The sequence below is a fragment of the Thermoactinospora rubra genome (assembly GCF_002093975.1).
Taxonomy (GTDB): domain Bacteria; phylum Actinomycetota; class Actinomycetes; order Streptosporangiales; family Streptosporangiaceae; genus Nonomuraea; species Nonomuraea rubra_A.
Window position 1 is genome coordinate 37,120 of the sequence record NZ_KZ084331.1, and the last position, 25,349, is coordinate 62,468.

22 protein-coding genes are annotated in these 25,349 nt (G+C 72.2%); 10 read left to right on the forward strand and 12 right to left on the reverse strand.

Annotated features, from left to right (window positions below; all coding sequences use genetic code 11):
• Positions 1-6: 6 nt before the first annotated feature.
• The 4 genes from BSB02_RS11240 to BSB02_RS11255 all read right to left on the reverse strand — a co-directional run bounded on the left by BSB02_RS11240 (position 7) and on the right by BSB02_RS11255 (position 3,808).
• A complete protein-coding gene (locus tag BSB02_RS11240) occupies positions 7-1,428 on the reverse strand; it encodes an amino acid permease (RefSeq protein ID WP_084958691.1) in 1,422 nt (473 codons plus the stop codon).
• Between the two features lie 147 nt (positions 1,429-1,575).
• Positions 1,576-2,208, reverse strand: a complete 633-nt coding sequence (locus tag BSB02_RS11245) for an SRPBCC family protein (RefSeq protein ID WP_084958692.1) — start codon at positions 2,206-2,208, stop codon at positions 1,576-1,578.
• On the reverse strand, positions 2,205-2,540 hold the full coding sequence (locus BSB02_RS11250) for an ArsR/SmtB family transcription factor (protein WP_084958843.1): 336 nt from the start codon (positions 2,538-2,540) through the stop codon (positions 2,205-2,207). Before BSB02_RS11250 ends, BSB02_RS11245 begins: the two co-directional genes overlap by 4 nt.
• A 104-nt stretch (positions 2,541-2,644) precedes the next feature.
• Positions 2,645-3,808 carry a serine hydrolase domain-containing protein gene (locus BSB02_RS11255; protein WP_206184627.1) on the reverse strand — a complete coding sequence of 388 codons (1,164 nt, stop codon included), beginning with the start codon at positions 3,806-3,808 and terminating at the stop codon, positions 2,645-2,647.
• Positions 3,809-4,062: 254 nt separating this feature from the next.
• Between BSB02_RS11255 and BSB02_RS11260 the strand changes: the two genes are divergently transcribed.
• Positions 4,063-4,524, forward strand: a complete 462-nt coding sequence (locus BSB02_RS11260) for a DUF6294 family protein (protein WP_084958694.1) — start codon at positions 4,063-4,065, stop codon at positions 4,522-4,524.
• Between the two features lie 118 nt (positions 4,525-4,642).
• Positions 4,643-5,440, forward strand: coding sequence for an SAM-dependent methyltransferase (locus tag BSB02_RS11265; protein ID WP_084958695.1), 798 nt, complete (start codon positions 4,643-4,645; stop codon positions 5,438-5,440).
• A 20-nt stretch (positions 5,441-5,460) separates the two neighbouring features.
• Here the strand turns inward: BSB02_RS11265 and BSB02_RS11270 are convergent, their stop codons facing one another.
• Positions 5,461-6,699 (reverse strand): endo-1,4-beta-xylanase, encoded by a 1,239-nt coding sequence (locus tag BSB02_RS11270; RefSeq protein ID WP_084958696.1) that lies wholly within the window; start codon positions 6,697-6,699, stop codon positions 5,461-5,463.
• 285 nt (positions 6,700-6,984) lie between these two features.
• The gene (locus BSB02_RS11275; protein WP_169729384.1) at positions 6,985-8,106 is read right to left on the reverse strand and encodes an RNA-guided endonuclease InsQ/TnpB family protein; all 1,122 of its coding nucleotides are present in this window, start codon (positions 8,104-8,106) and stop codon (positions 6,985-6,987) included.
• A 167-nt stretch (positions 8,107-8,273) separates the two neighbouring features.
• Here BSB02_RS11275 and BSB02_RS11280 point away from each other — a divergent pair, with 167 nt between their 5' ends.
• From BSB02_RS11280 to BSB02_RS11295, 4 genes are all read left to right on the forward strand, one after another.
• Positions 8,274-8,810 (forward strand): ATP-binding cassette domain-containing protein, encoded by a 537-nt coding sequence (locus tag BSB02_RS11280; protein WP_206184628.1) that lies wholly within the window; start codon positions 8,274-8,276, stop codon positions 8,808-8,810.
• Positions 8,811-8,827: 17 nt separating this feature from the next.
• Positions 8,828-9,619, forward strand: coding sequence for a sugar phosphate isomerase/epimerase family protein (locus tag BSB02_RS11285; protein ID WP_143590488.1), 792 nt, complete (start codon positions 8,828-8,830; stop codon positions 9,617-9,619).
• A complete protein-coding gene (locus BSB02_RS11290; protein WP_084958698.1) occupies positions 9,616-10,299 on the forward strand; it encodes a nucleoside/nucleotide kinase family protein in 684 nt (227 codons plus the stop codon). The genes BSB02_RS11285 and BSB02_RS11290 overlap by 4 nt, the downstream gene beginning before the upstream one ends.
• Before the next feature lie 122 nt (positions 10,300-10,421).
• A complete protein-coding gene (locus BSB02_RS11295) occupies positions 10,422-11,534 on the forward strand; it encodes an epoxide hydrolase family protein (RefSeq protein WP_084958699.1) in 1,113 nt (370 codons plus the stop codon).
• Between the two features lie 27 nt (positions 11,535-11,561).
• On the opposite strand, the gene BSB02_RS11300 is transcribed toward BSB02_RS11295, so the two are convergent.
• The 3 genes from BSB02_RS11300 to BSB02_RS11310 are packed head-to-tail and all read right to left on the reverse strand — an operon-like array spanning position 11,562 to position 14,226.
• Positions 11,562-12,200 (reverse strand): response regulator, encoded by a 639-nt coding sequence (locus BSB02_RS11300; protein WP_084958700.1) that lies wholly within the window; start codon positions 12,198-12,200, stop codon positions 11,562-11,564.
• On the reverse strand, positions 12,197-13,213 hold the full coding sequence (locus BSB02_RS11305) for a sensor histidine kinase (protein ID WP_084958701.1): 1,017 nt from the start codon (positions 13,211-13,213) through the stop codon (positions 12,197-12,199). The genes BSB02_RS11300 and BSB02_RS11305 overlap by 4 nt, the downstream gene beginning before the upstream one ends.
• Positions 13,210-14,226, reverse strand: a complete 1,017-nt coding sequence (locus tag BSB02_RS11310) for an NYN domain-containing protein (protein ID WP_143590490.1) — start codon at positions 14,224-14,226, stop codon at positions 13,210-13,212. The genes BSB02_RS11305 and BSB02_RS11310 overlap by 4 nt, the downstream gene beginning before the upstream one ends.
• 371 nt (positions 14,227-14,597) lie before the next feature.
• Here BSB02_RS11310 and BSB02_RS11315 point away from each other — a divergent pair, with 371 nt between their 5' ends.
• Positions 14,598-15,596 (forward strand): BtrH N-terminal domain-containing protein, encoded by a 999-nt coding sequence (locus tag BSB02_RS11315; RefSeq protein WP_143590492.1) that lies wholly within the window; start codon positions 14,598-14,600, stop codon positions 15,594-15,596.
• On the opposite strand, the gene BSB02_RS11320 is transcribed toward BSB02_RS11315, so the two are convergent.
• The gene (locus tag BSB02_RS11320) at positions 15,589-16,095 is read right to left on the reverse strand and encodes a hypothetical protein (RefSeq protein ID WP_084958704.1); all 507 of its coding nucleotides are present in this window, start codon (positions 16,093-16,095) and stop codon (positions 15,589-15,591) included. The two genes, BSB02_RS11315 and BSB02_RS11320, sit on opposite strands and share 8 nt — an antisense overlap.
• Positions 16,096-16,159: 64 nt before the next feature.
• Here BSB02_RS11320 and BSB02_RS11325 point away from each other — a divergent pair, with 64 nt between their 5' ends.
• From BSB02_RS11325 to BSB02_RS11335, 3 genes are all read left to right on the forward strand, one after another.
• Positions 16,160-16,807: a cysteine hydrolase family protein gene (locus tag BSB02_RS11325; RefSeq protein ID WP_240506361.1), complete on the forward strand. Its 648-nt coding sequence runs from the start codon at positions 16,160-16,162 to the stop codon at positions 16,805-16,807.
• Positions 16,808-16,889: 82 nt separating this feature from the next.
• Positions 16,890-21,170, forward strand: coding sequence for a cation-translocating P-type ATPase (locus BSB02_RS11330; protein WP_084958705.1), 4,281 nt, complete (start codon positions 16,890-16,892; stop codon positions 21,168-21,170).
• A gap of 115 nt (positions 21,171-21,285) precedes the next feature.
• Positions 21,286-22,944, forward strand: coding sequence for a catalase (locus BSB02_RS11335; protein WP_084958706.1), 1,659 nt, complete (start codon positions 21,286-21,288; stop codon positions 22,942-22,944).
• A gap of 43 nt (positions 22,945-22,987) precedes the next feature.
• Here BSB02_RS11335 and BSB02_RS11340 read toward each other — a convergent pair whose 3' ends face one another.
• Complete coding sequence (locus tag BSB02_RS11340; protein ID WP_084958846.1) at positions 22,988-23,812, reverse strand: Vgb family protein; 825 nt, start codon at positions 23,810-23,812, stop codon at positions 22,988-22,990.
• Complete coding sequence (gene abc-f / locus BSB02_RS11345) at positions 23,802-25,322, reverse strand: ribosomal protection-like ABC-F family protein (RefSeq protein ID WP_084958707.1); 1,521 nt, start codon at positions 25,320-25,322, stop codon at positions 23,802-23,804. The genes BSB02_RS11340 and abc-f overlap by 11 nt, the downstream gene beginning before the upstream one ends.
• Positions 25,323-25,349 lie beyond the last annotated feature (27 nt).

A 25,349-nucleotide genomic window follows, 5' to 3' on the forward strand; every position in this document is an offset into this window, starting at 1 on the left:
CGGCCGTTACGGCACCTGCCGGCGGTGCAGCTCGGAGTGGCGGTAGCTGTAGGCGAAGTAGACGATCAGGCCGAGCAGGAACCACAGCCCGAAGCGCAGCCAGGTCGCCGGGCTCAGGAAGGTGATCAGCCACAGCGAGAAGACGACGCCGATGGCCGGGACCACGGGCATGCCCGGCGTGCGGAAGGAGCGCGGCAGGTCGGGCCGCCGGTACCGCAGGACGATCACGGCGATGCACACCACGACGAAGGCCAGCAGGATGCCGATGTTGGTCAGCTCGGCCGCCTCCCGGATCGGCAGGAATCCGGCGATGAGGGCGGAGACCGCGCCGACGATCCAGGTGATGCGGCTTGGCACCCTGCGCACCGGGTGCAGCTTGGCGAACCAGTGCGGCAGCAGCCCGTCGCGGCTCATCGCGAACCACACGCGGGTGACGCCGAGCATGAAGGTGAACATGACGGTGAGGATGCCGACGATCGCGCCGGCCGCGATGACGCTCGCCAGCCCGGACAGCCCGACCGAGGCGAACGCCGAGGAGAACCCGCTCTCGGGGTCGATCTCCCGGTAGTTCTGCATGCCGGTGAGCACCAGCGTGGCCAGGACGTACAGCACCATCGAGATGACCAGCGAGTAGATGATCGCCTTGGGCATGTGGCGCTGGGCGTCCCTGGACTCCTCGGCGGCCGTGCTCATCGCGTCGTAGCCGAAGACGGCGAAGAACACCGTGGCCGCGCCCGTGATCGCGCCGCCCACGCCGAAGGGGAAGAACGGGTTGTAGTTGGCCGGGTTGATGAAGAAGAAGCCGACCACGATCACCAGCAGCACCACCGCCACCTTGATCGCGACGACGGAGGTCTCGAACCGCGCGGCGGCCTTGATGCCCAGGTTCAGCAGGAACGCGATGAGCAGGCACAGCAGCACCGCGAACAGGTCGACCACCCGACCGGGCCCGGTGCCGGGCGCGCCCAGCATCCACGCGGGCAGGTCGATGCCCAGGTTGCCGATGAGGAACCCGAAGTAGCCGGAGATGCCGATGGCCACGACCGCGACGATGGCGGTGTACTCCAGCAGCAGATCCCAGCCGATGAACCACCCCGCCAGCTCGCCCAGGACGGCATAGCCGTACGTGTAGGCGGATCCGGCCTTCGGGATGAGCCCGGCGAACTCCGCGTAGGAGAACGCCGCGGCCGCGCTGGCCACGCCGGCGATGAGGAAGGAGACGAGCACGGCGGGCCCGGCCGTCTGGTTGGCGACCGCGCCGGCCAGCGCGAAGATCCCCGCGCCGATGATGCCGCCGATGCCGATCGCGGTGAGCTGCCACAGGCCCAGCGCCCGCTTCAGCTCTCCCTCGTGCTCGGTGGCTATCTGCTCCACCGGCTTGCGCCGGAACACTCCCGAGCCGCCGCCGAACGAATGCTGAGTCGCCATCGTCTCGCCTCCCTGGTCACGACGCTGTCACCTGCGGGGGATGATGCGTAGGTACCCGATTGGCGGACGAGGAGACCACCACGGCGGACGGCCCGGGCGCGCCGTCGATCGGGGGTCGGCCCGGCGTCGGGCCGGCGGGGGCCTTGCTCAGCGGGGGACGAAGAAGTTCGTCGTGTTCTCCACCATCGCGGCGACCTCGGCGGGCGAGGCGCCGGCCGCCGTGTGGGCGGCGCCCCAGGCCTGGCTGCTCCGCGTCAGGAACTCCTTGGCCTCCGGCGTCTGCTGCCAGGCCGCCTCGTCGAAGGCGCCGCCGCGCAGGTGCACGTCCAGGCCCAGCAAGGTCGTGTCCCAGCCGACGCCGACGGCGCCCGGCCCGAACTGGTCCCAGAAGCCGGGGTCGACGACCGCGGCGTGCTCCAGCTCCAGCAGGGTGCCGCCGTCCGCCTGGGCGGACAGCCGCACCTCGACCTCGCTGACGTCCTTGTCCCCGGCGTTCTCGCCCATGATCCAGGTCACCTTGAGCAGCCGCGGCGGCTCGCAGCGCAGGATCTCGCCGTGGGCGTTGCCCTCCAGCCGGTAGCGGCCGCCGAGCCGCAGGTCTCCGGTGACGGGCAGGAACCAGCGTCTGAGCCGCTCGGGATCGGTGCAGGCGTCCCAGACGTCCTCGACCGGCGCGTCGTAACCGCGCCGAAGCCGGACGACCTTCGCCTCGCCCGCGGGAATGGCCTTCTCACCGAGTTCGCGGTGGACGGCGTCGATCTGGTGATCCATGTCGTTCATGAGTCCTTCCTTCGCTCGCGTCTGCCTCGGGCGAGCTCGGTGGCCAGGGCGTCCAGCGGCTGGGCCCAGAACCTGCGGAAGTGGGCCAGCCATGCGTCGACCTCGCGGAGCGGAGCGGGGTCGACCGCGTACAGGCGGCGGGCCCCCTCGGCGCGGACGGTGGCGAAGCCGTTCTCCCGCAGCACGCGCAAATGCTGTGAAGCCGCGGGCTGCGAGATGCCGAACTCCTCCTGGATGACCGCGCTGATCGCGCCGGACGTCTGTTCACCGTCGAGGAGCAGCTCCAGGATGCGGCGTCGGACGGGGTCTCCGAGAACGTCGAAGGCGTGCACGATCACCATGATTTCAGACTAGCCTTATATAAGGCAAGTCTTCTATAAGGCTGAACTTGAGAACATCCGATGGCCGCTTGGGCAGGGGTGAGCGGCGCGTGCGCTCAGTCGCCTGTCGGCGACTGGGCCGGCTGCGCGCTCGCGGGCAGGTCGAACACGTGGCCGGGAGTCACGATGCGGGTGATGGCGTTCCCGAACAGCGTGCTGGGCTCCCGGCCGTCGCGTGCGGCGTCCGTGTTGGCCAGGACCACCAGCGTCGCCCGCTCCTCGGGCAGGTACAGCACCAGCGACTGGTAGCCGGGCAGCGAGCCGTTGTGCCCGATCCAGCCCTGCACGTTGAAGACGCCCAGCCCGTACCCGGCGCCCGGAAGGGATGTCATGTCCATCTTGAGCCGTTCGGCCTGCGTCTTAGGGGTGAGCAGCGTGCCGGTGGCAAGCACGCGGGCCCAGGTGCGCAGGTCCGGGAGGCCGGAGATCATCGCTCCGGCGGCCCAGGCCCAGGAGGGGTTCCAGTAGGTGGCGTCCTCGATCGCGCCCGAGGCGGTCTGCCTGGTGTAGCCGTGGACGTGGGGAACCGGGATGGAGGCGTCGGCCGGGAAGACGGTGTGGCGCAGGCCGGCCGGCTCGGTGACCTTCCGGTGGACGAACTCGTGCAGGGGCATGCCGCTGGCCTTCTCCACCACCAGGCCCAGCAGGATCGTGTTGGTGTTGGAGTACTGGAACCGCTCGCCGGGCTGGAACCGCACCGGATGCTTGAACGAGTAGGACAGCAGCTCCTGGGGGGTGAAGGGCCGGTTGGGATCGGCGAGGAAAGCCTTGGAGAAGGCCTCGTCGTCGGTGTAGTTCACCAGCCCGCTGCGCATGTCCGCGAGGTGGCGCAGGGTGATGCGGTCCCCGTTGGGGACTCCGTCGACGTACTCGCCGATCGGGTCGTCGAGGCCGACCTTGTCCTGGTCGACGAGCTCCAGCAGCGCGGTCACGGTGAAGGTCTTGGTCACGCTGCCGATCCGCATGTACAGATCCGTCTTCATGGGGGCGCGCGTGGCCTTGTCGGCGACGCCGAAGGCCCGCTCGTAGGACCCCTTGCCGGGCGCCGACAGGCCGGCGATGACGCCGGGCACCGCGGCCTCGCGCATGACCTCGCGGATCGCCGAGTCCAGGCGGGCGGCGACCTCGGGGGTCAGCTCGGGGAACTCCGCCCGCCGAGACGAGGCGCTCGCCTGTCCGGCGGCCCCGGCCCAGCCGGCTACGGCCAGGAGCGCGGCCACGGAGAGCCTTGCCCAGAGTCCGCGCCGACGCGCCCGCGAGAGCCTCATGGCAGCCCTCCCACCGAAGGGGACGACACCGTCACCACAGCCTAGGCCCGCTCCATCGCCATGTCCCTACAAAACCCGGCAAGTGCGCTGAAAACATCCTGCAAGCGTCTTCTCATAGCTTAATGCGACATCAAGGGATAAATCCACATAAAGAGGACGAAATCCCAACTCTCTCCACCACCCGGAAACCCTCCGAAAGGCAACTCATGCGCACCATCCACCGCGCCGCCGGCGTCGCCACGGCCGCCGCCGCGCTCGTCAGCGGGCTGGCGCTGTCCGCACCCGGGGCCGCCCAGGCCCAGCCGCAGGCCTCGGCCACCGCCGCGCCCAAGGTCTTCACCTGGAGCCGGTCGATGTCGTCCGGCGACTGCACGATGATCCGGGGCGCCAAATGGACCCTCTACCCCGACGGCACGGCCTACTTCGACGGCACGGTCGGCAGCAGCGCCGGCGACGACGCCTGGCTGATGTGGGCACGCCTGAAGGACGAGAACGGCGCCGTGCTCGGCTCGATCGTCAACGCCAACGCCTACGACCCCAAGGACCGGACGAAGTTCGCCATGAACCTGCGCACCGCGGGCACGCGGTACCGCTGGTTCGCCTCAGGCCGGTTCAACCCCGCCCTGTTCGACCTCGTCGAGCGCATGTCGATGGCCAAGCACTGCTGACTCGCACACGACGGCGGGGCCGCGAAGGATGCGTTCCTTCGCGGCCCCGCCGCTTTTTGTCCTGTCATATCGGCGTTTCCCGCGTATGATCACCACTCACCAGACATGGAGGTTGAGGATGGTCAACTCGCGCGCCGATCTCGCCGCCCGGATCCGGTCCGACGTACCGCACGCCGCCCGGATCTGGAACTACTGGATGGGCGGCAAGGACAACTTCGAGGCCGACCGCGCCGCGGGAGACGCCGTCGCCTCGGTGTATCCCGACATCGTGACGATGGCCGTGGAGTCGCGGAAGTTCCTCATCCGCGTGGTGCGCCACCTGGCCGCCGAGGCGGGCGTCGACCAGTTCCTCGACATCGGCACGGGCCTGCCCACCATGCAGAACACCCACGAGGTCGCCCAGGGGATCCTGCCCCACGCCCGCATCGTGTACGTCGACAACGACCCCCTGGTGCTGGTCCACGCCCGCGCCCTGCTGCGCAACACCACTCCCCAGGGCGTCACGACCTACGTCGACGGCGACTACAACGAGCCCGAGCCCATCGTCGAGGACGCCAAGAACGTGCTCGACTTCACCCGGCCGATCGCCGTGATGTTCATGGGCGTGCTCGGCTACGTCGAGGACATCGCGGCCGTCCGGTCGATCGTCTCGCGCGTGATGGACGCGGTGCCGTCCGGCAGCTACCTGGTGCTGTGGGACGGCACCGACACCGGCGAGGCGGTCAACGAGGGCAGCCAGAAGCTCGCCGAGAGCGGCGCCGCGCCGTACTACCTGCGCACGCTCGACGCCCTCGGCAGCTGCTTCGACGGGCTTGAGCTGGTCGAGCCGGGGCTCGTCCCGATCACGCGCTGGCGGCCGGACGGCGAGGAGGGCCCGTGGATCGACGCGCACGGGGCGGTGGCGCGCAAGCCCTGATCACAGGGCGCAAGCCCTGATCACAGGGCCACCCGGACCTCAGCCCGCCCGGGGTCGTCCAGGGTGAACGTGGCGGTCCGCCCGTCCACGGTCACCTCGTACTCGCCGAGGAACCCGGTGAAGCGGACCCTGCCGTCCGCGTCCGTGGCCAGCGTGGTGGGCGGCGTCCACCACTCGCCCTTGATGAGCGAGCGCAGAGCGTCGTAGGAGGGCTTGGGCGTGCCGTCGGCGCGGACCATGCCGCCGGGCGCGCCCAGCCAGGAGTCCTTGTCGGACAGCCCCCAGTAGGTGATGGCCTCGACCGAGGGGTGCGACAGCAACGTCCGGTAGTGGCGGACGATCTCGTCGGCCTGGCGGGCCTCGCCCTCGGGCGTGGAGGGCCAGTGCGGGATCTGGTAGTCGTTGAGGTCCTCGATCTCCGGCGGCATCAGGTGGCCGGACACCAGGGTGGTCTCGGTGAAGTGGATCGGCAGGCCGTACCGGGCGAAACGGTCGAGGATGCCCAGCGTCTTCTCCTCGCCCCAGTAGCCCTGGTGCATGTGGCTCTGCAGGCCGAGCGCGTCGATCTGGATGCCGGCCTCCAGCACGCCCTCGATCAGGCACTCGTACGCCGTGGACATGTCGAAGTCGTTGAGCAGCAGCGTGGCGTGCGGGTTGGCCTGCCGGGCCGCGTCGAAGACCATCCTGACCATGGGGATGCGGCCGATGTCGCGGCAGAGCCGCGTGATGCCGTTGTCGTCCTTGTCGAAGACCGGCATGATGACGACCTCGTTGATGACGTCCCACATGTCGATCAGTCCGGCGAAGTCCGTCACCTCGCGCCTGATCCGGTCGGCTTGAGCGCGGGCGACCTCGGCGGTGGGCAGGTCCCTCAGCCAGTCCGCGGTGACGGTGTGCCAGGCCAGCGGATGTCCCTTGACCACGCAGCCCCGGTCGGCGAACCAGCGCGCCGTCTTCAGCAGCCGCTCGGTGTCCGGCCGGCCGCGGACCGGCTCGAAGCGGCCCCAGTAGAACGGCAGCGTGGCGAAGTTGAACAGGCCGAACCACAGCTCGGTCAGGTGCTCGAGCTCGGGCGAGGGGGTGTCGCCCGGCGAGACGAACTCGAAGCCGATGCAGCCGAAGAGGACCTTGTGGTTCCGCTGCGCGACGACCACTTCCCGGCCCGCGGGCGGCACCCCGTCCACGGTGACCGTGACGACGGCGTCTGCGGTGCGGTGCTCTCGGATGGCCGGATCGGGGGCGAAGGCTGGTGACGCCATGGTTCGGTCCTCCGGGTGGTACGGCGGCGCGGGCCGAGCGGCGCTCGCGTCCGACTGTACAAGTCTGGCGGCTAAAAGTATCGGGGATAAGCCGAAAATTTCGAGCAATCGCCCCGGCACCGGCGAACAGACCCGCACACAAGTCAAGGAAGCTTCGGACTTTTCAGTCAAAAGGTATGTTGTTTGGTTTCTAAAGGGTGCTTACGGTCGTCTTCCAGGTGGTCATGACCCCACGGCTAAAGCCGGGGGGCTTGCAGCTCCTCGCCGCTCACTGGGAGTGAGGGCTCAGGCCGCGTCCGGCTGCATGACGGCAGCCCAGCCCGCGACACCGCGCATGGCGATGTTGCGGGCTGCGTTGACGTCGGCGTGCTCAGCGAAGCCGCACGACGTACAGGCGAAGGTTTCCTGGTCCGGCCGGTTCTTCCGGTCGATGTGGCCGCATGCCGAGCAGCCCTGCGAGGTGTAGGCCGGATCGACGTACACCAGCGCGACCCCGGCGCGGACCGCCTTGTAGGCGATGAAGCTCCCGAGCTGGTGGAAGCTCCAAGAGTGCAGCGTGACCCGCTGGGGCTTACGGAGCCGTACCCGGTCGCGGATGCCCTGGAGGTCTTCCAGCGCGATGCCACGCCCGGTGCGTTCAGCCTCGGTCACGATGCTCTTGGAGATGACATGGTTGACGTCCCGGGCGAACCGGGACTCCTTGCGACGGCGACGCTTGAGCAGCCGCTTGGCGGACTTCGTCTGCTTGGCCTGGAGGCGGCGACGAAGCTCGCGGTTGCGGTGCCGGACCGCGTTCAAGGCCTTCCCGGCATGCTTGACCCCGTCGCTGGTGGTGGCGATGTTGGCGATGCCGAAGTCGACGCCGAGGAAGGTGTCGGGCTCGGTGACGTCGGTGTCGGGCACGTCGCAGGTGGCGATCAGCAGCCACCGGCCGTCCCGGTGGACCAGGTCGGACTCGCCCTTGCGGTAGGCGGCCAGCGCGCGGGCCTGCTCCTCGGAGCAGCCGAACCGGATGCCCTTCATCCGGCCGCCCGTGGTCCAGATGGACACGGTGCGCGCCTCGACCTGCCAGGACAGGCACCTGTCGTCGAACGGCTGGGCGGCGTCCTTGCGGAATCCGATCGGCTTGGTGAGGGGCTTGCGCAGGTTCGCCTTCACCTGGGCGCGCACGGTCGTGTAGGCGTCGGCGACCTTCTTAATGACGTGCTGGGCGGGCTGCGCCGACAAACCCATGTTCTTCAGCTCACCGTAGGTGTGCACCCGCAGGTCGTAGTTGCGGAACGTCTTGGTGTCCCACGCGGTGCGGGAGACCAGGTTCGCGGCTTCGTTGCACAGGCGCAGCGTGTCTGCCAGCGCCGCCTCCTGAGCCGGCGTGGGGAACAGCCGCACCTGCACAACGAATTTCACGCTGTGAAGTTTATCAGAGATCGAACAAGCGTGCGGTCCGTACGCCATTCCTCCCCCGGGGCTGAAGCCCGAGGGCTCCTGGCAGCCCGAGCTGAACCCGACGTTCCTCAGCCCGGGGGAACATCGCCTCCACGCTGGTCGCCGCCGCGATCTTCATTATCCTCTCGGTGGGCCAGACCTTCGTCATCGCCACGGCCGGCATCGAGACCGTCCACCAGACCCTCGCGCTCGTCGAGGACCTCACGGTCTGGCAGAACCTCTTCCTCAACCGCGAGATCGTGCGCCGGTTCGGTCCCGTCCCCATCCTCGACCGGCGCACCATGCAGACCCGGGCGAAGGAGATGGTCGCCACGCTCGCGGTCAACGTGCCGGCGGTCCGCTCGCGCGTCCGGCGGCTGTCCGGCGGGCAGCGCCAGGCCGTCTCCATCTGCCGGGCGGCGGGCTTCAGCTCCAAGCTCGTCATCATGGACGAGCCCACGGCGGCCCTCGGCGTCCAGGAGACCGCCCGGGTCGAGGAGCTCATCCTGCGCCTGCGCGACGAGGGCCATTCCGTCCTGCTCATCAGCCACAACTTCGCGCAGGTCATGCGGCTCGGCGACCACGTGTGGGTGATGCGGGCCGGCCGGTGCGTCGGCGGACGCCGTACCGCCCAGACCTCCGGGGAGGAGATCGTCGCCCTCGTCACCGGCGCGGCCGGCGACTGAACCGGGAAGGCAAGCCCATGACCACCGACACCCAGCCCAACCCGATCGGCGTGCACGCCCTGGTGTGGGCCGGCGACACCGGTCCGTCCTCCATAGCGTTCGCGGTCGGCAAGACGAAGGCGACCGGGTTCGACCTGCTGGAGATCTCCCTGCACGACTCCGCGAACCTCGACGTCGCGGCCACGCGCGACGCGCTGAAGGCCGCCGGCCTGGGCGTGGCGTGCTCGCGCGGCCTGGCCTTCGACGCCGACGTCTCCAGCGAGGACCCGGCCGTCGTGGAGCGGGGCGAGAAGCTGCTGCACGACTCCCTCGCCGCGACCCGCGCGCTCGGGGGCACCCACTTCACGGGCGAGGCCCAGCCGTACGGCATGACGCTCGGCCTGGAGATCTGCAACCGCTACGAGACCAACGTCGTCAACACCGCCCGCGACGCGCTGGTCCTGGCCGACGACATCGGCGAGGACAACGTGCTCATCCACCTCGACACCTACCACATGAACATCGAGGAGGACGACTTCGTCCGGCCGGTGCACGAGGTCGGCGACCGGCTCGGCTACGTCCACGTCGGCGAGAACCACCGCGGTTACCTCGGCTCGGGGCACCTGGACTTCGCCTCGTTCTTCCACGCGCTGGCGGACGTGGACTACCGTGGGCCGGTCACGTTCGAGTCCTTCTCCTCGGCGGTGGTGATGCGGGGCCTGTCCAACGACCTGGCGATCTGGCGCAACCTGTGGTCCGACGGCGAGGACCTGGCGCGGCACGCCCGCGCGTTCATCGCCGATCACCTCCACACGAGCCGGACGCGATGACGACGCTCGACGACCTGGCCGGCCGTGCCCGCTCCCTCGTCCGCGGCGGGCGCCGTGCCCTGCTGGGCATCGCGGGCGAGCCGGGGGCGGGCAAGAGCACGCTCGCCCGGTACCTGGTCGCCCTCCTTAAGCCGACGCCCCCGCCGGGCCTGCCCGCGCACGAGTGGGTGGCCTACGTGCCGATGGACGGCTTCCACCTGGCCGACGTCGAACTCGACCGGCTCGGGCGGCGCGACCGCAAGGGGGCTCCCGACACCTTCGACGCCGCCGGCTACGCGGCCCTGCTCCGCCGCCTGCGCGAGGACGAGGACGACGTGGTCTACGCGCCCGCCTTCGAACGCGACCTGGAGCAGCCGATCGCGGGCAGCATCCCGATCCCGCGCGCCGCCAGGCTCGTCGTCACCGAGGGGAACTACCTGCTGCTGGAGCGGGGCGACTGGGCCCGGGTGCGGCCCCAGCTGCACGAGGTGTGGTACTGCGAGCTGGACCAGGCCGAGCGGGTGCGCCGCCTCGTCGCCCGGCACGAGACGTTCGGCAAGGACCACGACGCGGCGGTCGCCTGGGTGCTGGGCACCGACCAGCGCAACGCCGAGCTCATCGCCACCACGCGGTCCCGCGCCGACCTGATCGTCCCCGAGGAGATCCTGCGGTCGATCGACGACCGCGCGATGGCCGACTGACGGACCGCTCCGGGAGGGTGCGAGCTTTTCCTGAACTGTCGCGTGACGCTTGAGGTGGGTGCGTATAGTGCGACACCTACCGATTCCGTGCCGTCTATCCGCATCCTCCAGGAGAGAGTCCGATGAACGCACAGCTCCAGCCGTACCGGATAGACGTCCCGCAGCGCGATCTGGACGACCTGGCCGAACGGCTGGACCGGACCCGCTGGCCGGACCAGCTGCCCGGAGTCGGATGGCGGCAGGGCATCCCGCTGGAGCGGGTCAGGGAGCTCGCCGAGCGCTGGAGGAGCGGCTACGACTGGCGGGCCGCCGAGGCGCGGCTCAACCGCTTCCCGCACTTCCTCACCGAGATCGACGGCCAGCCGATCCACGTCCTGCACGCCCGGTCCGACCGCGAGGACGCGATCCCATTGCTGATCACGCACGGGTACCCCAGCTCGTTCGTGGAGTTCGAGCAGCTGATCCCCAAGCTGCTGGAGCGGGGCTTCCACGTCGTGGTCCCCTCGCTGCCGGGGTTCGGCTTCTCCACCCCGGTGCGGGAGGCCGGCTGGGCGATGGGCCGCACCGCCCGGGCGTGGGCAGAGCTGATGGCCCGGCTCGGCTACGAGCGGTACGGCCTGCACGGCGGCGATGTGGGCGCCGGGGTGTCCGGCGCGGTCGGCGGGCTGGCCGGCGCGCGGGTGATCGGCATCCACCTGGTCACCGACCCCCACACCGCGGCGGCCACCGCGACCTTCATGCCCTGGATCGCCGGCAGGCTGAACCCGGACGACCCGGTGGACAAGCTGGCCCTGGACCGGATGGAGGAGTTCCGCCGGGACAACTCCGGCTACCTGGCCATCCAGAACACCCGCCCGCAGACCCTGGGGTACGGCCTGGCCGACTCGCCGGTCCTGCAGCTGGCCTGGATCGCGGAGAGCTTCGAGAGCTGGACCGACCTGCCGATCGACGTCGACCAGCTGCTCACCAACGTCAGCGTGTACTGGTTCACCGGCACGGGCGTGTCGGCGGCCCGGTTCCTGTACGAGCAGTTCCACTCGCAGGACTGGGGGGCGCCGCCGACCGCGCCGCAGGGATACTCGGTCTTCGGCGCCGACCCGACCGCGCGCCGCCTGATCGACCCGGCCGAGGGCACGCACTGGGTGGAGCATGACCGCGGCCGGCACTTCCCGGCCATGGAGGCGCCCGAGCAGCTGGCCGAGGACCTGTCCGCCTTCTTCGACCCCCTGCGGTGAGCGGCGAACGCCGGCTCTGACGCGGCTTCACGCCCCGGGGCCGCCGACGGCTCCCGAGCTCCAGGCCCAGGCCGCGATGCCGACGCGGTTGGCGGCGCCGACCTTGCGCTGGATGTGGGCGACGTGGGTCTTGACCGTGCCCGGGCTGATGGTCAGCTCGGCCGCGATGTCGGCGTTGGTACGGCCGTGCGCGACGAGCCGGGCGATCTCGAGCTCCCGCTCGGTGAGCGGCTCGGCCGGCGGCGCCGGGGCCGCCGCGCGCAGGTGGCGCAGCAGGCGGACGGTGACCTGGGGGCTGATCAGCGTGTCTCCCGCCATGGCCGCGCGGACCGCCTCCACCAGCAGCGCCGGACCCGAGCGCTTGAGCAGGAAGCCGCAGGCGCCGTTCCTCAGCGCGGCGTGGACGTACTCATCGAGGTCGAACGTGGTCACCACGATCACGCGTGTCTCGGCGGCCAGCAGCCTGGTGACCTCCAGCCCGTCGAGCGCGGGCATGCGGATGTCGGCGAGCAGCACATCGGGCCTGAGGTGGCGGGCCAGCTCGACCGCCCGCCGGCCGTCGGCCGCCTCGCCCACGACCGTCATGTCCGGCTGCGAGTCCAGGATGAGCCGGAAGCCGATCCTGACGTCGTCCTGGTCGTCGGCCACGACGATCCGTGTGCTCACTGTCCCTCCCCCTCGACCGGGATGTCGGCGGTGACCAGCCAGCCGCCGCCGTGCGGCCCGGCCGTCAGGCTCCCGCCGCGCGACTCCAGCAGGCGGGCGAGCCCGGGCAGGCCGAACCCGCCGTTGCGTGTGCCCCCGGCGCCGCCGTCGTCAGCCCCGTCATTGGCCACGCGCACCAGCAGCCGCCGCCCCTCGCGCGCCACCGTGACGGCGACCGCCGTGGCGCGCGGGGCGTGCCGCCTGACGTTGGTCAAGGCCTCGCTCACGACCCGGTAGGCCAGGGCCGAGGCCTGGCCGGGCACCTCGGCGGCCGGCACGAGGGACAGCTCGACCCGTACGGCGGGCGAGAAGCCGTCGGCCAGCGCCGCGATGCCCTCGATCCCGGGTCCCGGCTCGTTGAGCAGGTGGACGGTGCGATCGAGCGCGGCCAGCGCGCGCTGGCCGGCCTCCTCGATGCGGCGCAGGGCCTCGGCCACCGGCTCGGGCAGCGGTCCGGCGATCACCGCGGCCGCCTGGGCCTGCACGAGCATGCCGCTGACGTCGTGGGCGACGAAGTCGTGCAGGTCGCGGGCCAGGGACAGGCGCTGCAGCCGGGTGGCTTCCGCCACGGCGCGGACCCGCCTGGCATCCAGCGAGCGGAGGTAGAGCCCGACGGCGGCGGCCGCCACCGCGCCGAGCCCCCAGGCCGCGCAGGCGCCGAACACCAGCGACGGCTGCTCCGGCCAGACCACCTTGAGCAGGACCAGCGCCACCGCCAGGCCGGACAGCCCGCCACCGAGCACGGCCCAGCGCGGCGGCGCCAGCCGTACGGCGAGAACGGTCAGCACCAGCAGCGGCGGCGCCTCGGCCACCGGCCAGACCAGCTGCCCGCTCAGCGTCCCGGTGAGCGGATGGGCGAGGGAGGCCGCGACGGAGGCGGCTCCGGCGACGGCGGCCGCGATCCCGGGGCGGGCACGCGAGAGCAGCACGGCCGCCACGGCACAGGCGGCCACCAGCGCCCCGATCCAGCTCACGCCTCGACCCTAGTGCCCGCTTCCGCGGACCTGCGCACGTAGTAGGCGACGGTCGCGGCTCCCAGGGCCACGCCCCAGACCGGCCAGGTGAGCGAGGGCAGCCACGTGGCCCACATGCTCCAGTCGGCCAGGTCGCGCACGAGCACCAGCCGCCAGTAGGCCAGCCCGGCCGACAGCACCATGAGCGAGACGATCGAGGCCGGGACGACGGCGAGCATCGGCGGCACGCGCCGGCCCGCCACGAACCACATCCAGCGCGGGAAGACCTCCCCCCAGCGCTGGACCAGCCCCAGGGTGAGGACGGCGCCGCCGATGCCCATGGCGCTGAGGAACAGCCCGCCCCAGCGCAGCCCCGACTCGTCCAGGAAGCGCCAGAACTCCTCCGTGACGCCCAGCGGGATGCCCGCGGCCCACGCCAGGCGGCTGACGTCGTAGCAGGCCGGGATGGCCGCCGCCACGACGACCGCCCACCGCCCCCAGCGGCGGGCCCGCTCCGGGTCGGCCCACCGCCCCCGTACGGCGCGGCCGCGAAGCGCCGACAGCGCCGCCAGCCCCCACAGCAGCCCGCCGAGCAGCAGGACGAGCAGGTTGATCCGCGACCACGGAACCAGCTCGCCCAGCGGCTGGCCGCCGGGCACGCCGGTGAAGGCCCACACCAGCAGCAGCGGCGCGTAGGCCACCACCATGAGCACCCTCATGTCGGGCAGCACGACGGTCAGCGCGAGGGCGGCCGGCCAGGCGAAGGCCAGCAGGGCGGTACGGCCCCGCCGCGCCCCGAGGCCGATGGCCAGGCCGGCGGCGGCGCCGGCCAGGCCGAGGACGGCGATGACCGGCCCGGCCGCCTCGGGAGTCGCCTCGCCCAGCAGCGAGGCGCCGGGTTCCCAGTCGGGGTCGTGCCGGCCGAAGGGGAAGCCGGCGCCGCCGAGCGCCCAGTACAGGCCGAGCAGGCCGTAGGTCAGCGACCAGAGCGCGGCCGCGTGGCCGGCCCATCGGCCGGGAAGCTTGATCGTCATGGGTTCAGCCTGGCGGCCGGGCGGCGCCGCGCCCATCTGCCGTTCGGCGTATCCTCCCGCGAGCCGGGCGGCCGGCCTCCGCCGTTCGGGGGAGTCGGGAGAGGAGGCATGCGGCCCGATGAGCGCCGCCACCAAGGGGCCGCCTCCGCCATACGGGAGAGGACCCTGTGGGGCCGGGCGCATCACTGGTAGCGTGAACCCGGCGCCGTCCCGCGCCCAACCCTCTGACCGCGCGCCCACGCCGCGCGGCACCGCGGGGGCAAAGGGGATCGATGTCCTCGGGGCGATCGTCCGGTCGTGTCCGTTGTCCTCCCTCACGGCGGGTCGTGCGAGGAGCGTGGGTCCGGCACGAGGCCGCCGCGGAGCCGACGATGACCGAGCACAAGCACCTCAAGCGCCGCGTCCGCGAACGCATGGCCAAGACCGGCGAGTCCTACACCGCCGCGCTGCGCCACCTGACCGGGCCGCGCCGGCCGTACCATCACCACGAGTCCGCCCTGCTGCGCCGGCTGCTGGGCGGCGCGTACTCCGAAGCCCTGCTGCTCGGGCTCGGCGGCGGCGTCGGGTTCATGTACTTCGTGTTCGAGTACTCCGGCCGGCCGCCGATCCTCACCGTCGTGGCGCAGGCGCACCCGGCGCCCATGATCCCGCTCGCGCTGTCGCGGCTGCGGATCCCGTTCGAGGTCGTGCAGACCGGCTCGCCGCGGGTCGCCGAGCGCAACCTGCGCGAGGCGCTCGCCGCGGGGCCGGTGGTGTGCCGGGTGGGGCGCTACCAGCTGCCGTGGCGGCCGGACCTGCCCTTCCCCGACCCCGTCGACGTCGCCGTGACCGCCATCGAGGGCGATCGGGTCACGCTGGACGACGACGGGCCGAGGGAGCTGCCGCTCGCGGACTTCATGGCCGCCTGGTCGCGGGTGAGGAAGGAACGGCACACGCTCATCCGGATCACCGGAGGACCCGAGGGGGAGCCCGACGTCGCCGGGGCCATCGCCGACACCGCCGCCAAGCTGACCGGCCCGGTGCTGGGCAACGCTTTCGACGTCAACTTCGGGCTGTCGGGCATGCGGAAGCTGGCCGCGCAGATCCCGTCATGGGACCGGCGCTGGGAGGACCTGGCCGTGCCGTTGCGGCGGCTGCACGAATGCCTGGAGGTGGAGTACACGACGCCGGGCGCGACCCGGCCGCTGTACGCCGACTTCCTGGCCGAGGTGGGCAGGCCCGACGGGCTCTACCGCGCGGCGGGAGAGCAGTGGTCGCGGGTGGCGGCCGCGGCCCTGGCGACGGCGCCGCTCGGCGAGATCGCCCGGCTGGTCGGGCATGCCGTACAGCTGGAGGAACGGGCGGTGGCGGAGCTGGCCGGCGTCAGTTGACGCAGTCCTGCTTGTCGAGCCCGAGGATCAGCTGCTTCAGGACGCCCTTCCTGGAGGGGAAGAAGGCGTAGTAGGCCTTGCCGTTGCCGGGCACCGCGACGTACGGGATGCCGCCCGGGGAGGTCTTCAGCTTGGGGTAGGCCTTCTTGACCTGCTTCATGGTGGAGCCGATCCCGATGCCCTCGGGGGTCTTGACGCCCTCGGGCGCGCCGATCACGGCCACGCCGTGCTTCTTGGAGATGTACAGCCCCACGCTGTTCTTGCCGGTGGGGTGCGCCTTCAGGTCCCAGCCCGAGCAGGAGCCCTCACCGGCGGGCATCTTGAGCACGACCTTCCCCGTGGCCCTGGCCCGCTTCGCGCTCATCCCCAGCTTGACCTTGCCGTAGCCGTACGGCCCGAGCGTGGGCTTGGCGGCCTGCGCGAGCGCGGGCGGGCCGGCGGCCACCAGCGTTCCCGCGGCCAGTCCCCCGGCCAGGACGACGACGAGCAGCTTCCTCATGGTGTTCCCCCTTGTCGTGTGCCGTCCCCTGATTGGAGTGCCCGCTCCATCGAAAGGTTCTGCCATGCGCCACAATCACGGCATGATCCTGGATGGACGACAGGCGGCCGTGCTGGCGTTGCACTGGCAGGTCAACGTGATCAAGCCGGAGGGCTTCTTCGGCGGCATGCTCGCCGAGCCCGTGGCCCGCAGCGGCGTGGTGGAGCGGGCCGTACGGTTCCACGACGCGGTCGCGGCGTTGGGCGTTCCCGTGGTCTTCACCCGCTTCACCGTGCCGGAGGGCGAGGGGGCGCTGGTGCGCAACACCGGCTTCATGCGGGCCGTCGGCGACGCCCAGGAGGCCTTCCGCCCCGGCGCTCCGGGCACGCAGATCATCCCCGAGATGCGGGAGCAGGCCGATCGCGGTCACGTGGTGGACAACCAGCGGCTGTCCGGCCTGACGGCCAGCGGGCTGCCCGAGTGGCTGGCCGGGCGCGGCGTCACCACGTTGCTGGTGACCGGCGTGGCGACCAACCTGACCGTCGAGCAGACCGCGCGCAACGGCACCGACCTCGGGTTCACCGTCTACACGATCCGGGACTGCGTGGCCGCCGCCGACGAGGGCGTCCACGCCGCGTCGCTGGCCAACCTGGAGCTGGCCACGGCCGGATGCCTGACGGCCGAGGAGGCGCTGGCCGCGCTCGCGGGAGAAGGAGCCGGTCACCACGGTTGACAAGGCGTAAATAGTTCCACAGGGGTACAAGGCCGACATGCTATTCGGTCTGTCCCTCCCACGGCTGCCAGGGCAGGATCTCGTGGCGGCCCCGCTGAAGTGGGCCGCCGGCACGGCCGCCGAGGCGCCCAAGCGGGCGGTGTCCACCCTCGCCGGCTTGACGGGCCTGCGGCGATCCACCTGGAGCTACCCCGGGCGGATCCACCTGGAGCTGCGCTGCCCGATCATCGCGGACCAGGCGGACGCGATCGAGTCCGCCCTGTCCGTGCATCCGTCCGTCAAGTGGGCGCGGGTCAACCTGCCGATCAAGCGCGTGATCGTCGAGGTGCACGACCCTGCCCCGCCGGTCGAGGATCTCGTCGCCATCCTCGAGGAGGCCGAGCGGGCCGCCGTGGAGAAGAGCCCGGCCGTCACTGAGGGCACGCCGGGCGGGCCGCCGGCCGCGCTCGTCCTGGCCGCCGACGCCGTCGGGCTCGCGGTGACCGGCGTGGAGCGGCTCGTCCGCCGGGCTCCCCTGCCCCCGGCGGCGGCGGCCACGGCCGCCTATCTGAGCGGGGTGCCGCAGCTGCGCAAGGTGCTGGACGACGCGATCCCCGCGTGCCGGTCGTGGATGCCCATGATCAACAGCACGATCCAGACGCTGGCGCCCGGCGGCACCGGCCTGGCCATCGACATGGTGCAGCGGGTGCTGCAGGTCCGCCAGGCGCACCTGCAGGGCCAGGTGTGGGAGCGCAAGGAGCCGGAGCTGACGGGCACCCCGGAACGCGCCGAAGCCAGGGTGCAGCCGCCCGACCGGCCGCGGCGCATGCCCGCCGGCCCGATCGAACGGCACGCCGACAGCGTGCTGTCCGGCGGCGCGATCGGCTCGCTCGCGGGCAGCGTGCTGACCGGCGACATGCACCGCGGCCTGGAGGTCGCCCTGGCCGGGCTGCCCAAGGCGGCCTCGGTGGGACGGGATGCCTTCGCCACCGAGCTCGGAGCGCTGCTGTCCCAGCGGGGCGTGGTCATCACCGATCCCCGGGTGCTGGGCGTGCTGGACAGGGTCGACACCCTGGTGCTGGACCGCGACGCGCTGCTGTCCGGCGACCTGGCGATCGGGGAGGTGGCCGCCGCGCCCAAAGCCGACCAGGAACAGGTCGCCATCCGGGTCCACGCGCTGTTCACGCGGTCCGCGCCCGAGGAGGCGCACACGGACGGCGACTGGGCGCTCGGCCCCTACGATGAGATCCCGCGCAAGGGCTGGGCGGGCAAACGCCACCGCGACCGCTTCCTCCGGGAGGGCTCCGCCGTCCACGTGCTGGCCTTGACCCGCCGCGAGCAGCTGCAGGCCGTCGTCGCGGTCGTCCGGCACCAGGCGCCGCAGGCGCACGCCCTCACCGTCGCGGCCCGCCAGGCCCGGCTGCGGCCGGTCATGCACGACGGCGACGGCGACCTGGCCGAGAAGGTGCGCCGGCTGCAGCACGAGGGAGCCGTGGTCCTCCTGCTGTCGCGCGACCGGGAGGCGCTCGCCGCGGCGGACTGCTCGATCGGCGTGACCGGCGCCGACGGCACCCCGCCCTGGGGCGCCGACCTGCTCGTGGGCGATGACCTGACCACGGCGGCCCTGATCGTGCAGGCCGTACGCGCCGCCAAGGCCGTCAGCGAGCGCGGCGTGACGCTGGCCAAGGCGGGCACCGGCGTGGCCGTGATCTACGGGCTGACCGACAGGATGAGCCGGGCCACCGGCCACGTGCTGTCCGCCGTGAACGGCGTGGCCGCCCTGTCGCTGGCGCAGGGCGCCTGGGAGGCCCACCAGTGCCTGCGGCGCCCGACCGCTCCCCCGTTGCCGGTCACGCCCTGGCACGCGATGCCGGGAGAGCGGGTGCTGGCCGTCCTGGAGTCGCAGGAGGGCGGGCTCACGACGGAGGAGGCGAAGCGGCGCCGCAGGGAACGGCGGCGGACGGCCTCCACCTGGGCGACGCTGGCCCGCGGGGTGGGCGCCGAGCTGGCCAACCCGTTCACGCCCATCCTGGCCGCGGGCGCGGTGGGCTCGGCCATCCTCGGCTCGGCCGTCGACGCCACCCTCGTGCTCGGCGTCATGGGCGTGTCGGCCCTGGTGGGCGGCGTGCAGCGGACGGCCACGGCCGCGACGCTGGAGGAGCTGACCGCCCAGACGAAGGTGTGCGTCCGCGTGCTGCGCGACGGCGAGGAACGCCCGCTGGAGGCCGCGGACCTGGTGCCCGGCGACGTCATCCTGCTCGACACCGGCGACGTCGTCCCCGCCGACTGCCGCATCCTGCGGGCCGAGAACCTGGAGGCGGACGAGTCGTCGCTGACCGGCGAGTCGCTTCCGGTCGGCAAGACCGGCCGGCCGGTGCTCGCCCACCACGTCGCCGAGCGCGCCTCCATGCTGTATGAGGGAACCACCGTCGCGGCGGGCAACGCCACCGCTGTCGTGGTCGCCGTGGGCGACGCCACCGAGACGGGACGCGCGATGGCCGCCACCGCCGGCGCGGAGCGCGTGAGCGGCGTGGAGGAACGGCTCGCGGCCATCACCCGCACGACCACGCCGATCGCCATCGGCTCGGCGCTCGGCGTCACGCTGTCCGGCCTGGTGCGCGGCAGGCAGCTCCGCGAGACCCTCGGCGAGGGCGTCAACCTCGCGGTCGCCTCGGTGCCCGAAGGGCTTCCGCTGCTGGTCAGCGCCGCCCAGCTCGCGGCCACCCGGCGGCTGGCGGCCCGCGGCGTCCACGCCCGCAACCCGGGCACCATCGAGACGCTGGGCCGCGTCGACGTGCTGTGCTTCGACAAGACGGGGACGCTGACCGAGGGCCGCATCCAGCTCGCCAGGGTGGCGGACGCCGCGCACGACCGCGACGCCGGCCACCTCGACGACGACCTGCGCCACGTGCTCGCCGCGGCCCTGCGCGCGACGCCGCACTCGGTCAACGGCGACTACAGCCACCTCACCGACGAGGCGGTCGGCAAGGGCGCGGCCGACCTGGGCGTCTCGCGCGCCACCGACGCCGATTCCTGGGAGGAGATCACCTCGCTGCTGTTCGAGTCCTCCCGCGGCTACCACGCCACGCTGGGCCGCTGCGGCGGGAAGCGGCTGCTCAGCGTCAAGGGCGCCCCCGAGGTCGTCCTGCCGCGCTGCGCCGGGCTCGACGGCGACCGCAGGGCCCGCGTCGAGGCCCGCATCGACCGGCTGACCTCCTCCGGCCATCGCGTCCTCGCCGTGGCCGAACGGACCATGGGCGACACCGACCGGCTCGACGACGAGGACGTCCACGACCTGGAGTTCACCGGCCTGGTCGGGCTCGCCGACGTGGTGCGCGACACCGCGGTGTCCGCCGTGGCCGCGCTGCGCAACGCCGGCGTGCAGATCGTCATGCTCACCGGCGACCATCCCGGTACGGCCGGCAGCATCGCCAGGCACGTGACCGACGAGACCGACCTGCACGTCATCACCGGCCCCGACATCGACGCCATGGACGACGCGCGGCTGGACGAGGCGCTTCCCGGCGTCGACGTGGTCGCCCGCTGCACGCCGAGCCACAAGGTGCGGGTGGTCTCGTCCTTCCAGCGGCTCGGCAAGGTCGTCGCGATGGCCGGCGACGGCTCCAACGACGCCGCCGGCATCCGGCTGGCCGACATCGGCATCGCGCTGGGTCCCGGCGCGACGCCCGCCGCCCAGGCCGCGGCCGACCTCGTCGTGGCCGACGAGAGCCTGGAGACGATCATCTCGACGCTGGTCGAGGGGCGGGCCATGTGGGCGTCGGTACGGCAGGCGCTGGGCATCCTCGTGGGCGGCAACCTCGGCGAGATCGGCTTCACCCTGCTCGGCTCGCTGGCCACCGGCCGCTCCCCGCTGTCGGCCCGGCAGCTGCTGCTGGTCAACATGCTCACCGACCTGGCTCCCGCGCTGGCCATCGCCGTGCGCGCACCGTCGCAGGACCACGCGGCGGCGCTGCTCGACGAGGGGCCGGAGTCCTCGCTCGGCACGCCCCTCACCCGCGACATCGTCCGGCGGGCGGTCTTCACCACCGCCGGGGCCGGAACGGGCTGGGCGCTCGCCCGGCTGACCGGGCGCGAGGCGCGCGCCCGCACCGTCGGGCTGGTCGCCCTGGTGGGCACCCAGCTCGCCCAGACGCTGGCGACCGGCGGGTCCAGCCGCTCGGTGCTGCTCAGCTCGCTGGGGTCGGCGGCCGTGCTGGCGGCGGTGGTGCAGGTGCCGGGGGTGAGCCAGTTCTTCGGCTGCGTGCCGCTGGGCCCGGTGGCCTGGGGCACGGCCCTGGCGGCCGTCGCGGCAGCCGTACTCGCCGAACGGTTCGTCCCGCTGGAGCGGCTGCGCCTGGAGTCGGTTCCCTGGTTCAAGGACTGAGCCGGCGGATCGGCCCCGCGACATGGGGCCATGCGCCGGATTTGTCCCATTCCGTGTATCCGGCGCCAGGGGGGTACGAGCCGTATTCGGCCGAAAACCGCGAAGGGGATCCGATATGACCGACGTCTCGGGCATGGGACCACAGCCGGACGACCACCGGGAAGTGCTCACCAACCGGCAGGGCCATCCCGTCTACGACAACCAGAACCAGCGCACGGTGGGCGCCCGAGGGCCCGCCACGCTGGAGAACTACCAGTTCCTGGAGAAGATCAGCCACTTCGACCGCGAGCGCATCCCCGAGCGGGTCGTCCACGCCCGCGGGGTCACCGCCTACGGCTACTTCGAAGCCTACGGAGCGTGGGGAGACGAGCCCATCTCACGGTTCACCCGCGCCAAGCTCTTCCAGGAGGCCGGCAGGCGCACCGACGTCGCCGTGCGGTTCTCCACCGTCATCGGCGGCCGCGACTCCGCCGAGACCGCGCGCGACCCCCGGGGGTTCGCCGTGAAGTTCTACACCGAGGACGGCAACTGGGACCTGGTCGGCAACAACCTCGCGGTGTTCTTCATCCGCGACGCGATCAAGTTCCCGGACGTCATCCACGCGCTCAAGCCCGACCCCGTGACGTTCCGGCAGGAGCCCAACCGGATCTTCGACTTCATGTCGCAGACGCCGGAGTCCATGCACATGCTGGTCAACCTGTTCAGCCCGCGCGGCATCCCGGCGGACTACCGGCACATGCAGGGCTTCGGGGTGAACACCTACAAGTGGGTGAACGCCCAGGGCGAGACGAAGCTGGTCAAGTACCACTGGATGCCCAGGCAGGGCGTCCGGAGCATGACCCAGGCCGACGCCGCCGCGATCCAGGCGACCGAGCTGGGCCACGCCACGCGGGACCTGCACGAGGCGATCGACCGCGGCGACCACCCCGAGTGGGAGCTGCTCGTGCAGATGATGGACGACCACGAGCACCCCGAGCTGGAGTTCGACCCGCTGGACGACACCAAGGTCTGGCCCGAGGACCAGTTCCCCGCCATGCCGGTGGGCCGGATGGTCCTCACCGGCAACGTCGCCAACAACTTCGCCGAGAACGAGCAGATCGCGTTCGGCACCGGCGTGCTGGTCGACGGCCTGGACTTCTCCGACGACAAGATGCTGGTCGGCCGTACCTTCTCCTACAGCGACACCCAGCGCTACCGGGTCGGGCCGAACTACCTGCAACTGCCCGTCAACCAGGCGAAGAACGCCGCCGTCCGCACCAACCAGCGCGACGGCCAGATGACGTACCACGTCGACGGGGCCGGGGAGAGCCCGCACGTGAACTACGAGCCGTCGATCACGGGCGGGCTGCGCGAGGCACGGTACCCCACCCATGACGAGCAGGGCCCGGTCATCACCGGCAGGCTCACCCGCAAGCGCATCCCGCGCGCCAACGACTACCTGCAGGCGGGCCAGCGCTACCTGCTCATGCACGAGTGGGAACGCGACGACCTGGTCCGCAACCTCGTGACCCTGCTGTCGGAGTGCGACCGGCCCATCCAGGAGCGGATGGTCTGGCACTTCCTGCTGGCCGAGGACGACCTCGGGCTGCGGGTGGGCGAGGGCCTGGGCATCTCGCCGCAGGACGTCGCCCACCTGGAGCCGCTGGCCGGCCAGGACCTCACCGACGAGGATCGCGAGCGCCTGGGCAACCTCGGCAAGAACGGCCCGCGCGACGTCTCGGGGCTGAAGATGACCCACTGCGTCCCGGACGAGCGGGCCGTCCAGACGGGCTGACGTCCGCCCGCCGGGCTCCCGGCGCCTCGCCGGGAGCCCGGCTTCAGACCCGGACGAGCAGGCCCGACTCCATCGCCACCCAGATCGCGCCGTCCGGCCCCACCGTCAGCCCGTGCGGCTCCTGGCCCGGCAGGTCGCGCTCCTCGATCTCGCCGGACACGGTGATCCGGCCCAGGCGTCCCGCGCCCCACTCGGTGAACCACAGCGCGCCGTCGGGCCCGGTGACGATGGCGTGCGGCCTGGCCGTGCGGTCCGGCAGCGGATGCTCCCTGACAGCGCCGTCGGCGGAGATCCGCCCGACCTGCCCGGCGCCGATCTCGACGAACCACAGCGCCCCGTCCGGCCCGGCGGTGATGCCGACCGGCATCGCGCCCGGCGTCGGGAGGCCGTGCACCGTGACCTCGCCGTCCACCGTGACGCGGGCGACGGCGTTGGCCTGGTTGAGCGTGCACCACAGGGCGCCGTCGGGTCCCGTGACGATCGCGGACGGCATGCCGGGGACGGAGAAGCCGGAGATCTCCCCGTCGGGGGTGATCCTCCCGACCCGGTCTGCTTGCACCTGCGTGAACCACAGCGCGCCGTCCGGGCCCACCGTGATCCCGTACGGCGAGGCCACGCGGAACGACCCGGCCTTCCCCTCCGGCGTGAGGCGGGTGATCCGGTCGCCCGCGAACTCGGTCACCCACATCGCGCCGTCGGGCCCGGCGACGATCACCGTGGGCTGCCCGTCGGCCGATTCGAGGTCGAAGAACTGCAGCTCGCCCGCCAGGTAGCGGCCGACGCGCCCCTCCTTGGCCATCGTGAACCACAGCGCGCCGTCCGCGCCCGTCGCGACGCCGTACGGCGAGCCGGAAACCTCAAGCTGCATGCCCCACCCCCATCTGCCGCCCACGGAAGCGGCTGCGCAGCGCCCGGTCGTGTGACACGACGACGAGCGCGCCGCCGTACTCCCCGAGCGCCTCTTCCAGCTCCTCCACCAGCGTCAGCGACAGGTGGTTGGTCGGCTCGTCGAGCAGGATCAGGTCGTGCTCGACGGCCAGCAGGCGGGCCAGCGCCAGCCTGCGCCGCTGCCCCTCCGACAGCTCGCCCACCCGCAGGTGCAGCGCCTCCCGCCGGAACAGCCCGGTGTCCAGCAGCGCGGCCACGTGGTCGTCGGGGTAGCCGGGCAGGCCCTCGCCGTACGCCTCGACGACCCGCCTGCGGGGGTCGAGGGCGACGTGCTGGCGCAGGTAGCCGACCCTGCCGCGGGCGTGGCGGGCGATCTTGTCGAGCAGGGTCGTCTTGCCCGCGCCGTTGGGGCCGTGGATCAGCAGGCGGTCGCCGGGCTCGACGGTCAGCGTCTCGCCGCCGGGCAGCGGCAGCTCCACCAGCGGGCCCCGGGCCTGCCGCGCGCCGAAGCGGCCGCGGAAGCGCAGCGGCTCGGGCGGGCGGGGCACCGGGTCGTCCTGCAGGCGGCGCAGCCGCTCGGCGGCCTGCCGTACCCGGGAGGACACCGACGCCTGCACCCGCCCGGCGTTGCGGTCGTAGGCCATCTTGTTGTTGTCGCGCATCGGGCGCCCGGCGGCCACGCGGTGCGCGGTGGTCGAGGCGAACTCGGCCAGCCGTTCGACCTCCTGCCGCCACTCGGCGTAGGCCTGCTCCCAGCGGCGGCGGGCGGCGGCCTTCTCGGCGAGGTAGCCGGTGTAGCCGCCGCCGAAGCGGGTCACGCCGCCGCCGTCGACCTCGACGATCGAGGTGGCCACGCGGTCCAGGAACATCCGGTCGTGCGAGACCACGACGGCCGTGCCGTGGTGGCCGCGCAGGCGGTCCTCCAGCCAGGTCAGCGCGGCCTCGTCCAGGTGGTTGGTCGGCTCGTCCAGCAGCAGCACCTCGGGGGAGGCGGCCAGCAGGCAGGCCAGCGCCAGCCGGGCCCGCTCGCCGCCGGACAGCGTGGCCAGCGGGCGGTCGCGGCCCACCTGCGCCAGGCCGAGGCCGTGCATCGACCGGTCCACGCGGGCGTCGGCCTCGTAGCCGCCCCTGGCCTCGAACGCGGTGAGCAGCTCGCCGTAGGCGGCCATGTCCTCGGCCTCGGCGGCCTGCCGCATGCCGGCTTCGAGCTCGCGCAGCTCGGTGAGGGCGGCGTCGACGACGTCCTGCACCGTCGCGCCCCGGAGGGACTGCTCGAGATGGCCGACGCCGCCCGGGGCCGTCACGGTGACCTCGCCCTCGTCCGGCTTCTCGGTCCCGGCGAGGATCCGCAGCAGGGTGGACTTGCCCGCGCCGTTCTCGCCCACGACGCCGACGCGCTCGCCGGGCTTGACGGACAGGGACACGTGGTCGAGGACGAGGCGCTCGCCGTACGCCTTGACGATGCCTTTGAGACTGATCTGGGTGTTCAGACGTGCTCCAATCGCAACTTGTGTAGC